This window comes from Lysobacter soli (genome assembly GCF_009755585.1).
In the GTDB taxonomy this organism is placed as follows: domain Bacteria; phylum Pseudomonadota; class Gammaproteobacteria; order Xanthomonadales; family Xanthomonadaceae; genus Lysobacter_J; species Lysobacter_J soli.
The window spans coordinates 2,310,833-2,321,330 of the sequence record NZ_CP046603.1 but is presented as its reverse complement, the minus strand read 5'-3'; the positions used below and the strand labels follow the sequence as shown (position 1 = coordinate 2,321,330).

Genomic DNA, 10,498 nt, shown 5'->3' with positions numbered 1-10,498 from the left:
CGGCGAACCGCCGGGGGCGATCAACCTTCGAGGTGATCGCGAACGGCGGCCAGCAAGTCGCGGCGACGCAGCAGGAAATCCCAGAGGCTGCCGCCGCACTGGCGCCAGAGCACGGCCGATCGCACGGCCGCGAGCAGGATCGCGCGCACTTCCGACACCACGTTCGCCTGGCCCAGGTAATGCGGGTTGCCCTGCACGAGCACGCGCGGACGCAGGTGGCTGAGCGTTTCGGCATAGAGCGAACCCAGCGCGGCCATCACGTCGGGATGCGTGCTGCCCATGCGCTCGGCATTGCCGGCCTGAGCGCGGATGCCCGACTGCACGCGGCGCCCCATGTCGTCGTCGCGCACGAAACGGCGTTCCAGCTGCATCACCGCCAGCACCAGCCGCGGCAGCTGTTCGTCGCGTTGCGAGCTGCCGAAGTAGTCGCGCAACAAAGTCAGGCCCGGGCGCAGCGCCTCGACGTCGCCGTAGACGGCCTTCGGCGAGGGCGCATCGATGCGGAACACCGAATCCATCGCGGTGGTGAGGATGGCGGCGTTGGCCTGTCCGGTGTCCGCCACGCGACGCACCTGGGCCAGGGCCTGCACGAGGCCGGCGAGGGCGAGGACGCGCGTGGACATCGACGTGTTCTGGGTCATGCAGCTCGAGCCTTCAATCGTTCTTCCAGGGGCGCGTCCGTGGCGGCGATCACCGCGCCGCCCAGGCAGACATCGCCGTCGTAAAGCACCAGGGATTGTCCGGGCGTGACCGCGCGCTGCGCGCGGGCGAACCGCACCGACAGCGTGCCGTCGTCGCGGACATCGACCTCGCAGGCTTCGTCGGCCTGCCGGTAGCGCGTCTGCGCCGTGCACTCGAACCGCTTCGCCGGCGGGCTGCCCGCGATCCAGTGCGCCGCTTCCGACCACAGCGCCTGCGAATGCAGCCACGGGCTATCGCTGCCCTGGTCGACGTACAGCACGTTCTCGCCGACGTCCTTGCCGACCACGTACCACGGCGCCGCTTCGAAGCCACGAACGCCGCCGATGTTGAGGCCTTCGCGCTGGCCGAGCGTGAAATAGAACACGCCCGGATGCCGCCCGATGACCTGGCCGTCGGGCGTACGCATCTCGCCTTCGCGCGCGGGCAGGTAGCGGCCGAGGAACTCGCGGAAGTCGCGCTCGCCGATGAAGCAGATGCCGGTGGAATCCTTCTTCGCGGCGGTCGGCAGCCCGGCGTCGAGCGCCATCTGGCGCACGTCGCGCTTGAGCAGCCCGCCGAGCGGGAACTTCGTCGCCGACAGCTGCGCCTGCCCGAGTTGGTGCAGGAAGTAGCTCTGGTCCTTGCTCCTATCCACCGCGCGCAGCAGCAGATGACGGCCGTCGCGCGCCTCGACGCGGGCGTAATGCCCGGTCGCGATGAACTCCGAGCCCAGCGCGCGTGCCGCGTCGAGGAAATGCTTGAACTTGATCTCGCGGTTGCACAGCACGTCCGGGTTCGGCGTGCGGCCCGAGGCGTATTCGGCGAGGAAGTGCTCGAACACACCCTTCCAGTACTCGCCGGAGAAATCGCGGAAATGGATCGGAATGCCGAGCCGGCCGCTCACTGCGACGGCGTCGCGGCGGTCGTCCTCGGCGCGGCAGTCCCCGGAACCATCGTCGTCCCAGTTCTGCATGAACAACCCGGCGATCGGCTCGCCCTCGTCGCGCAGGCGCAGCGCGGCAACGGAGGAATCGACGCCTCCGGACATGCCGACTACCGTACGGACTGCAGTGCGCGGTGCCGTACTCATGCGATGTGCTGCGTGATGTCCAGGGAATGCCGCTTGCCGCCGAGGAAGTCGGCCGCGACGCGCCAGACCAGCGGGCTGCGATGGCGATCGTGCGCGGCCTGCAGCTCGCTCGGCGTCATCCACACGGCGCGCACGATGCCCTCATCGAGCGTTCGTGAAGGATCGTGCGCCACCGGCTCGGCGGCGAAGGCGAAACGAAGGTAATGGCGGCCGCCGCTTCCGTCCGGATTGACCGGCGCCTTCCACTGGTACGCCCCGACGAAGGCGGTCAGGCGCACGTCCCAGCCGGTTTCCTCGCGCGTTTCGCGCAGCGCGGCCTCGATCAGCGTCTCGTCCGGCTCCAGGTGTCCGGCCGGCTGGTTCAGGACGAGCTTCCCGCCCACCGTCTCCTCGACCATCAGCAGCCGGCCGCCATCGACCACCACCGTGGCCACGGTGACGTCGGGCTGCCAGAACCGGCCTTGACGGTAGGTCATCAGAACTCGTCCTTGCCGGTCAGCTCGTTCTCCATCTGGTCGGCGGTGCGCAGGACGAAGTCGAGCGCGTCGGACAGATCGGCCTGGCTCGCGTCGGAGGCCAGCTTCACCACGAATACCGCCATGTCGCCCTGCTTGACCCACGCGCCGAGCTTGCTGGCGTGGCTGTCCTCGAGCAGCTTGTTGGCGACGTCCGCCGGAAACTGCGTGCCGCTCGCGCGATACGCCGGCGCCCAGACCTCGCGCACCTTCATGTCGCCGAAACTTTCGACGGCCGAGATCACGAACGCCAGCTGCGAGCGGCCGTTGTCCATGTCGAAGGCGAGCTTGTAGTCGCCGTCGTCGTCGACTTCGTACTGGTACTTCAGGGCGTCGAGCTGCCGCGCGATGGCCGGATCGGCGGAACGGTCCGTTTCACGCGTGGACGTCGTGTCGGCGGCGAAGGCGGTCATCGAAACCGACAGCGACACCAGGGCGGCGGCGAGGGCGTGAAATCGCATGTAACGGTCCTTGGCGTGGAAGAGGGTGCGGGCGATCGACGACCGCAGGAATCAGGGCATTGTGCCGGCCGCCGGGCTCGGGCGTCCACGCAGGCGGGCGATGCGGCATTCCAGCGCGGCCTATAATCCCGCCCATGGCCAAACAGACCGAACACGAGCACCAGCACGGCGTACTGGTGGAGACGGGGAAGCCGGAAATCGCCCGGCCGCCGCTGTATTCCGTCCTGCTGCTGAACGACGACTACACGCCGATGGACTTCGTAGTCGAGGTTCTCATGCGTTTTTTCGCGATGAACGCCGAAAAGGCGACCCAGATCATGCTGCATGTGCATACCCGGGGGCGTGGCGTCTGCGGCGTTTTCACCCGCGAGGTCGCAGAATCGAAAGTGGCGCAGGTGAACGAATTTTCAAGACTCAACCAACATCCCTTGCTGTGCACGATGGAAAAGGCCTAAAAGTCCTGCTCAGTACGTCCTGAGCGATAAGGGCGGAACCCGCGGGGTCCACCCCGGATCCCGAAGCCTGGCGAGCATGGAATTCCCCATGTGCGTCCCCATCTAGGACGGCAGTAGCTTTCCGGAGGCTTACGCCACCATGTTCAGCAAGGATCTCGAATACAGCATCGGCCAGTGCTACAAGCGCGCCCGCGAGGCGCGTCACGAGTACATGACGGTCGAACACCTGCTGCTGGCGCTGCTCGACAACCCATCGGCCGAAGCCGTGCTCAAGGCATGCGGCGTGGATTTCCAGCGCCTGCGCACCGACCTGGAGCAGGCCATCGCCACCTCGGTGTCGGTGCTGCCCGAGGACGTCGACCGCGACACGCAGCCGACGCTGGGCTTCCAGCGGGTACTGCAGCGCGCGGTCTACCACGTGCAGTCCAGTGGCAAGAAGGAGGTCACCGGCGCGAACGTGCTGGTGGCGATCTTCGGCGAGAAGGACAGCCACGCGGTCTACTTCCTCAACCAGCAGGACGTCGCCCGCCTGGACGTCGTCAATTACATCTCGCATGGCATCGCCAAGCACGGCGGCCAGGAACCCACGCGCTCCTCGCAGGAAGACGGTGAATCGCAATCGGGTGAAGGCGGCGAGGGCGAAGGCAAGGGCGACGCCCTGGCCGAGTTCGCGGTGAACCTCAACCAGCTCGCGCGCGACGGCAAGATCGACCCGCTGGTCGGTCGCGCCGACGAAGTGGAGCGCACCATCCAGGTGCTCTGCCGCCGCCGCAAGAACAACCCGCTGTACGTCGGCGAGGCCGGCGTCGGCAAGACGGCGATCGCCGAAGGCCTGGCCAAGCGCATCGTCGATGGCGACGTGCCCGACGTGCTGATGGACGCCACCATCTATTCGCTCGACCTGGGCGCGCTGGTGGCCGGCACCAAGTACCGGGGCGACTTCGAGAAGCGCTTGAAGGCGGTCCTGACGCAGCTGAAGAAGCTGCCCGAGGCCGTGCTCTTCATCGACGAGATCCACACCATCATCGGTGCGGGTTCGGCGAGCGGCGGCACAATGGACGCCTCCAACCTCATCAAGCCGGCGCTGGCATCGGGCGAACTGCGCTGCATCGGCTCGACCACGTTCCAGGAATACCGCGGCATCTTCGAGAAGGACCGTGCGCTGGCGCGTCGCTTCCAGAAGATCGACATCGTCGAGCCGACGGTGGGCGAGGCCTATGAAATCCTGCAGGGCCTGAAGCCCAAGTACGAGGCGCACCATGGCGTGACCTATGCCGATGACGCGCTGCAGGCCGCCGTGGACCTGTCGGTGAAGCACATCGGCGACCGCCTGCTGCCCGACAAGGCCATCGACGTCATCGACGAGGCCGGCGCTCGCCAGCGCCTGCTGGCCGATGACGTGCGCAAGTCGCTGATCGACGTCGAGGAGATCGAGACGATCGTCGCCAAGATGGCCCGCATCCCGACCAAGCAGGTCTCCGCGTCGGACAAGGACGTGCTCAAGAACCTCGAGCGCAACCTGAAGATGGTGATCTTCGGCCAGGATCCGGCGATCGATACGCTGACCTCGGCGATCAAGCTCGCGCGCTCCGGCCTGGGCAATCCCGACAAGCCGATCGGCAACTTCCTGTTCGCCGGCCCGACCGGCGTGGGCAAGACCGAGGTGACCAAGCAGCTCGCGCTGCAGTTGGGCATCGAACTGGTCCGCTTCGACATGTCCGAATACATGGAACCGCACTCGGTCAGCCGCCTGATCGGCGCGCCTCCGGGCTATGTCGGTTTCGACCAGGGCGGCCTGCTGACGGAGAAGATCGTCAAGACGCCGCACTGCGTGCTGCTGCTGGACGAGGTGGAAAAGGCGCATCCGGACATCTTCAACATCCTGTTGCAGGTCATGGATCGCGGCATCCTCACCGACACCAACGGTCGCGAGGCGAACTTCAAGAACGTGATCCTGGTGATGACGACCAACGCCGGTGCCGCGCAAGCTTCGCGCCGCACGATTGGTTTCACCCGCCAGGACCATTCGACCGATGCGATGGAAGTGATCCGTCGCAGCTTCACGCCGGAATTCCGCAACCGCCTCGACGCGGTCGTGCAGTTCCAGGCGCTAGGCTTCGATCACATCCTGCGTGTGGTGGACAAGTTCCTGATCGAGCTGGAAACCCAGTTGCACGAGAAGGACGTGTCGCTGTCGGCCACGCCGACCGCACGCGACTGGCTGGCGCAGCATGGCTTCGATCCGCTCATGGGCGCCCGTCCGATGGCCCGCGTGATCCAGGACAAGATCAAGCGTCCGCTGGCCGACGAACTGCTGTTCGGCAAGCTGGTCAACGGCGGCAAGGTCAGCATCGACGTCAAGGACGACGAGCTGGTCGTCACCGCGCAGGCCGAGCCGGAGAAGCTGTTGCCGGCGACGGTCTGATCGCAGCAGGGCAGTAATGCAAACGCCGGGCGGCTTCGAGTCGCCCGGCGTTTTCTTTTGACGGGATCGTTCGGTTGACGGGATCGTTCCGTCAGCTCTTCGCCACTTCCCGAAGCGCCGCCAACGCCTGGTCGACCTGGTCGGGTGTGTTCATCAGCCCGCCGGCGAGGCGCGCGTAACTCACGGCGTACGGGCTGCTGCTCGCCAGCACCTTGCGGGCCAGCATCGCCGCGACGACCTGGTCCGGCGTCTTGCCCTTCAGTTCGAAGCAACAGATGCCGGCAGACAGGACCGGATCGCGCGGCGTGTGCAGCGTGAGCCCCGGAATGCCGGCGAGTCCGTCCTTGATGCGCCCGTTGAGTTCGGCCACGCGCGCCGCCACTCGCGGCCGTTGCAGTTGCTGCTGCAGAGCGAAGGCGCTCGCCAGCGCCCAGTGGTGTTCGTACGCGTGGAATCCGCCGGGCGTCACGCGCGCGGCGACGTTGGGGCCGCGCGGCGGGCGGTCGTCCTTCCACGCTTCGTAGAGTTCGAGGTCGGAGAAAGACGGAATCGTCGGCCGCAACCGCGCCCAGTTCTCCGCCGACGCCCACACCAGGCCGGTGCCGCGCGGGCCAAGGATCCACTTGTGCGTGCCCGCGCAGAAGTAGTCGACGCCCAGTTCCGCGGCCGCCGCATCGATGCAGCCGAAGCCGTGTACGCCATCCAGCACGATCCGCACGCGCTGGTCCTCGCTGCGTTTGGCATTGATCTCGGCGACGGCGTCGGCGATCTGTCGCACGGGCGCACGCAATCCCGTGCTCGACTGCACCCAGGTGATTCCGAGGATGCGCGTCTTCGGTCCGATGCCCTCGCGCACGGCGGCGACGATGCCCTCGACCGTGGCGTCTGCCGATCGCTCGAACAGGCGGATCTTCCGCACGCTGGCGCCGTTGCGCATCGCCGACAGGCGGATCGCCTCGTGGTGGACGACGTGGTCGTGCACGGTGGTCAGGATCTCGTCGCCGGGTTGCAACTGGAGGCCGTGGTAGACCAGCGCCAGCCCCATCGTTGTGCTGCCGGTCAGTGCGATGTCGTCGGCGCGCCCACCAAGGTAGGGCGCTGCGGCTTCGCGGACCCTACGTTCGAGGTTCTGTTCGTCCGACCCGAACATGCCGTGCTCGACCGTGAGAAGGGGGTTCTCGTCGAGCGTGCGGCGGAAGGCATCGATCGCCTGGCGGACCGGTTCGGGATGCGACGCGATGAAGAACCCGGAGAAGTGCAGGTACGCCGGGTCGAGGCGGAACAACCCGCGCACCGCCTCCCAGTCGTCCAGCCGCGGCAGGGGCGGCGTGTTGGCGGCCAGGGCGGCGAGCAATCCGGTGGGCGCCGCGGCGGCGGCGAACAACACGCCTTGTGCGACGAGGAACGCACGACGACTGGGCATGGCAGGACCCCGAAGCGACCGGTGGCCGGTCCATGGGGACAACGCGCGATTGGCCGGGCGACGGACACCCGGAAACGAAGAAAGCGGCCACTGGCCGCTTTCCTTTCAAGCACTTGCCGCAACTATCGAAGCGATTACTTCATGCGGTAGGTGATGCGACCCTTGGTCAGGTCGTACGGGGTCATTTCGACCTTCACCTTGTCGCCGGTCAGGATGCGGATGTAGTTCTTCCGCATGCGGCCGGAGATGTGGGCAATGATCTCGTGCCCGTTTTCGAGGCGCACCCGGAACATGGTGTTCGGAAGGGTTTCCGCCACCGTGCCCTCGAATTCGATCACGTCGTCTTTTGCCATGTGCTTCCTGGAGAGTGGGTCGTGAGCCGCATCCGGGAGCGGAGCGGCAACGAAGCCCCGCATTTTGCCATGCCGGTGGCGTTCGTGCAAAAAATCGGTTAAGGATCGTGGCAAGCGGGCCCTGCGGCCCTTGCCGGCGCTGCCAGCCGTGTTGCGGGCCAGCAGCCCACGCGCCCGGACCACGAGCCCACGATACCGGGCTCAGCGGTCAGTTCGGCGACAGCGGCGAGAAACCGCGGCCGCGGCCAGAGCTCCGCGCCGAGGCTGAGCAGGTGGTCGTTCTCGACCTGGGCATCGATGAGCGGAAAGCCCCAGCTGCCCAGGTGCGCCGCCAGCGCGGCGAGTGCGACCTTCGAGCCGCCGGACTCGGCACTGAACATGCTCTCGCCGAAGAACATGCGGCCGATCGCCACGCCGTAGATCCCGCCGATCAGTCGCTGGCCTTCGAACACTTCGAACGAATGCGCGTGACCGAGCTCATGCATCCGCTCGTAGGCGGCGCGCATCTCGCGCGTGATCCACGTGCCCCGCTGGCCGGGGCGAGGCGTCTCGGCGCAGGCGCGGATGACCTCGGCGAACGCCGTGTCGGCCCGGACCTCCCACGTCGAACGACGCAGGCCACGGCGGAATTTGGAGCCCAACCGCACGCCGTCGGTGGCGAACATCGTGCGCGGGTCCGGGCTCCACCACAGGATCGGCTGGCCTTGCGAATACCAGGGGAAGATGCCGTGGCGATAGGCGTTGAGCAGCCGCGGCGGACTCAGGTCGCCGCCGATGGCCAGCAGCCCGTCGGGCTGGCGCAGGGCCCGATCCACCGGCGGAAACGGTGCATCGGGTTCGGGCGGCAGCAGCGCGGGGAGGGTGCTCACGCCGGCGATGATGGCGCATCGGTGCCCGCATCGGCCGACTTGAACGGCGAATGCGCGGCGAGCGTGCGGGCATAGGCGCGGATCGACGCCGCCTCCTGCGAACACCACTCGCGCAGCGCATCGCGGAAGCCTTCGTGCGCGATCCAGTGCCGGCTGCGCACGAACGTCGGCAGGAAGCCGCGCGCGAGCTTGTGTTCGCCCTGCGCGCCGGGCTCGAAACGGGTCAAGCCTTCGCGCAGGCAGTACTCGATGCCCTGGTAGTAGCAGGTTTCGAAGTGCAGTCCCGGCACGGTTTCGGTCGCGCCCCAGTAGCGGCCGTAGAGCGTGTCGCCGCCGCGCAGGCAGAGCGCGCCGGCGATCGGCGCGTCGTCTCGCATCGCCAGCATGATCACCAGCGACGTCGGCATCTCGCGGGCGAGGTGCTGCAGGAACTCCAGCGTGATCGCCGGATGGTTGCCGTATTCGGCGAACGTCTGCAGGTAGAAGTCGTGCATCGCCGACAGGTCGTCCGCACTGGCCTGCGTGCCATCGACTACGCGGAACGCGATGCCGGCACGTGCGACCTTCGCACGTTCCTGGCGGATGTTCTTGCGGTGCTTGTGGTCGAACGCGGCGAGGTAGTCGTCGAAACCGCGCCAGCCGCGATCGTTGCGCCAGTGGTATTGCACGTCGATGCGCGACAGCCAGTCGCCGCCGAAGTCGGCGTCGTCATCGTCCGTGTGGAAGTTGACGTGGGCCGACGACAACTCGTTGCTTCCGCACAGCGCGGCCATCGTCTCGACGAGCAGGCGTCGCCGATCCGGTGTCTTCGCCAGCAGGCGCGGCCCGGTCACGGGCGAGTAGGGCACGGCACCGAGCCACTTCGGGAAGTAATCGAGGCCGGCGCGCGCGTAGGCGTGCGCCCAGGCGTGGTCGAACACGAACTCGCCGTGCGAGTTGTCCTTCAGGTACGCCGGTGCGGCGGCGATGAGTTCGTCGCCTTCCCACAGAGTCAGGTGTTGCGGACGCCAGCCCCACTTCTCGCGAAGGCAGCCGTGCCGCTCCAGCCCGTGCAGGAAGGCATGCGCGACGAAGGGATTGCGGCCGTCGTGCAGCCCGTCCCACTGCGAGGGCGAAACCTGCGCGAGCGAGTCGAGGATGCGGGCGGTGGGCATCGGTGCGTCGGAGCGTGAATTCCGTGACGCGGATGACGCGGCAGCACCGCGTCATCCGTGGGTGCGTTCCTCAGCCTTCCTTGTCGAGGAACTTCTCGGCATCGAGCGCGGCCATGCAGCCGAAGCCCGCCGACGTGATCGCCTGGCGGTATACCTGGTCGGCGACGTCGCCCGCGGCGAACACGCCCGGCACCGACGTCTGCGTCGCATTGCCGTCCAGCCCCGTCTTGATGACGAGGTAACCGTTCTTCATTTCCAGCTGGCCTTCGAACAGCGAGGTGTTCGGCGTGTGGCCGATCGCGACGAACAGGCCGTGGATCGCGATGTCCCTGGTCGAACCGTCCTGCACCGACTTCACGCGCACGCCGGTGACGCCCGCATCGTTGCCGAGCACTTCGTCGACCTGGTGGTGCCACACCGGCTCGATCTTGCCGGATTGGATCTTCGCGAACAGCTTGTCCTGCATGATCTTCTCGGCGCGCAGCGTGTCGCGGCGATGCACGAGGTAAACCTTGCGCGCGATGTTCGACAGGTACAGCGCCTCTTCAACCGCGGTGTTGCCGCCGCCGATCACCGCCACGTCCTGTTCCTTGTAGAAGAAGCCGTCGCAGGTGGCACAGGCAGACACGCCGCGGCCCTTGAACAGATCTTCCGACGGCAGGCCGAGGTACTTCGCCGTCGCGCCGGTGGCGATGATCAGCGCGTCGCAGGTGTATTCGCCGCTGTCGCCGACCAGTCGGAATGGACGCGAGGACGTGTCCACGGTGTGGACGTGGTCGAACACGACTTCGGTGTCGAAGCGCTCGGCGTGCGCCTGCATGCGCGCCATCAGGTCGGGGCCCATCAGGCCGTGCGCGTCGCCGGGCCAGTTGTCGACCTCGGTCGTCGTCATCAGCTGGCCGCCCATCTGCAGGCCGGTGATCACCAGCGGCTTCAGGTTCGCGCGCGCCGCATAGACGGCGGCCGTCCAGCCGGCCGGGCCGGAGCCGAGGATGATGACTTTGGAGTGCTTCGATGGGCTCATGGGTATAATTGCGTGCTGTTTGGATGCGCTGCGCGCGAAAGGGTTCGT

The 10,498-nt window shown here is 67.1% G+C and carries 11 protein-coding genes; 2 read left to right on the top strand and 9 right to left on the bottom strand.

Features of this window, described 5'->3' with window-relative positions:
* Positions 1–20: 20 nt before the first annotated feature.
* Genes hflD through GOY17_RS10450 form a run of 4 tightly spaced genes read right to left on the bottom strand, consistent with a single transcriptional unit; the run spans position 21 to position 2,747 of the window.
* The gene (gene hflD, locus GOY17_RS10465) at positions 21–623 is read right to left on the bottom strand and encodes a high frequency lysogenization protein HflD (RefSeq protein ID WP_157031686.1); all 603 of its coding nucleotides are present in this window, start codon (positions 621–623) and stop codon (positions 21–23) included.
* A 14-nt stretch (positions 624–637) separates the two neighbouring features.
* Positions 638–1,771 carry a tRNA 2-thiouridine(34) synthase MnmA gene (mnmA, locus tag GOY17_RS10460; RefSeq protein WP_157030367.1) on the bottom strand — a complete coding sequence of 378 codons (1,134 nt, stop codon included), beginning with the start codon at positions 1,769–1,771 and terminating at the stop codon, positions 638–640.
* A complete protein-coding gene (locus GOY17_RS10455; RefSeq protein ID WP_157030366.1) occupies positions 1,768–2,247 on the bottom strand; it encodes an NUDIX hydrolase in 480 nt (159 codons plus the stop codon). The genes mnmA and GOY17_RS10455 overlap by 4 nt, the downstream gene beginning before the upstream one ends.
* Complete coding sequence (locus GOY17_RS10450; RefSeq protein WP_157030365.1) at positions 2,247–2,747, bottom strand: hypothetical protein; 501 nt, start codon at positions 2,745–2,747, stop codon at positions 2,247–2,249. The genes GOY17_RS10455 and GOY17_RS10450 overlap by 1 nt, the downstream gene beginning before the upstream one ends.
* A gap of 134 nt (positions 2,748–2,881) precedes the next feature.
* Between GOY17_RS10450 and clpS the strand changes: the two genes are divergently transcribed.
* Complete coding sequence (clpS, locus tag GOY17_RS10445; protein WP_115841517.1) at positions 2,882–3,202, top strand: ATP-dependent Clp protease adapter ClpS; 321 nt, start codon at positions 2,882–2,884, stop codon at positions 3,200–3,202.
* Positions 3,203–3,341: 139 nt separating this feature from the next.
* Positions 3,342–5,627: an ATP-dependent Clp protease ATP-binding subunit ClpA gene (gene clpA / locus GOY17_RS10440; protein ID WP_115841516.1), complete on the top strand. Its 2,286-nt coding sequence runs from the start codon at positions 3,342–3,344 to the stop codon at positions 5,625–5,627.
* 91 nt (positions 5,628–5,718) lie between these two features.
* Here the strand turns inward: clpA and GOY17_RS10435 are convergent, their stop codons facing one another.
* From GOY17_RS10435 to trxB, 5 genes are all read right to left on the bottom strand, one after another.
* Positions 5,719–7,050, bottom strand: a complete 1,332-nt coding sequence (locus GOY17_RS10435) for an aminotransferase class V-fold PLP-dependent enzyme (protein WP_198173653.1) — start codon at positions 7,048–7,050, stop codon at positions 5,719–5,721.
* 134 nt (positions 7,051–7,184) lie between these two features.
* Positions 7,185–7,403 carry a translation initiation factor IF-1 gene (gene infA, locus GOY17_RS10430; RefSeq protein ID WP_031372296.1) on the bottom strand — a complete coding sequence of 73 codons (219 nt, stop codon included), beginning with the start codon at positions 7,401–7,403 and terminating at the stop codon, positions 7,185–7,187.
* A gap of 98 nt (positions 7,404–7,501) precedes the next feature.
* On the bottom strand, positions 7,502–8,272 hold the full coding sequence (gene aat / locus GOY17_RS10425; RefSeq protein ID WP_157030364.1) for a leucyl/phenylalanyl-tRNA--protein transferase: 771 nt from the start codon (positions 8,270–8,272) through the stop codon (positions 7,502–7,504).
* Complete coding sequence (locus GOY17_RS10420) at positions 8,269–9,426, bottom strand: GNAT family N-acetyltransferase (protein ID WP_157030363.1); 1,158 nt, start codon at positions 9,424–9,426, stop codon at positions 8,269–8,271. Before GOY17_RS10420 ends, aat begins: the two co-directional genes overlap by 4 nt.
* A gap of 70 nt (positions 9,427–9,496) precedes the next feature.
* Positions 9,497–10,450, bottom strand: a complete 954-nt coding sequence (trxB, locus tag GOY17_RS10415; RefSeq protein ID WP_157030362.1) for a thioredoxin-disulfide reductase — start codon at positions 10,448–10,450, stop codon at positions 9,497–9,499.
* Between the last annotated feature and the right edge of the window lie 48 nt (positions 10,451–10,498).

Coding starts and splice junctions, on each gene's coding strand:
- hflD (WP_157031686.1), bottom strand. CDS start 623: ATGTCCACGCGCGTCCTCGCCCTCGCCGGCCTCGTGCAGGCCCTGGCC.
- mnmA (WP_157030367.1), bottom strand. CDS start 1,771: ATGAGTACGGCACCGCGCACTGCAGTCCGTACGGTAGTCGGCATGTCC.
- GOY17_RS10455 (WP_157030366.1), bottom strand. CDS start 2,247: ATGACCTACCGTCAAGGCCGGTTCTGGCAGCCCGACGTCACCGTGGCC.
- GOY17_RS10450 (WP_157030365.1), bottom strand. CDS start 2,747: ATGCGATTTCACGCCCTCGCCGCCGCCCTGGTGTCGCTGTCGGTTTCG.
- clpS (WP_115841517.1), top strand. CDS start 2,882: ATGGCCAAACAGACCGAACACGAGCACCAGCACGGCGTACTGGTGGAG.
- clpA (WP_115841516.1), top strand. CDS start 3,342: ATGTTCAGCAAGGATCTCGAATACAGCATCGGCCAGTGCTACAAGCGC.
- GOY17_RS10435 (WP_198173653.1), bottom strand. CDS start 7,050: ATGCCCAGTCGTCGTGCGTTCCTCGTCGCACAAGGCGTGTTGTTCGCC.
- infA (WP_031372296.1), bottom strand. CDS start 7,403: ATGGCAAAAGACGACGTGATCGAATTCGAGGGCACGGTGGCGGAAACC.
- GOY17_RS10420 (WP_157030363.1), bottom strand. CDS start 9,426: ATGCCCACCGCCCGCATCCTCGACTCGCTCGCGCAGGTTTCGCCCTCG.
- trxB (WP_157030362.1), bottom strand. CDS start 10,450: ATGAGCCCATCGAAGCACTCCAAAGTCATCATCCTCGGCTCCGGCCCG.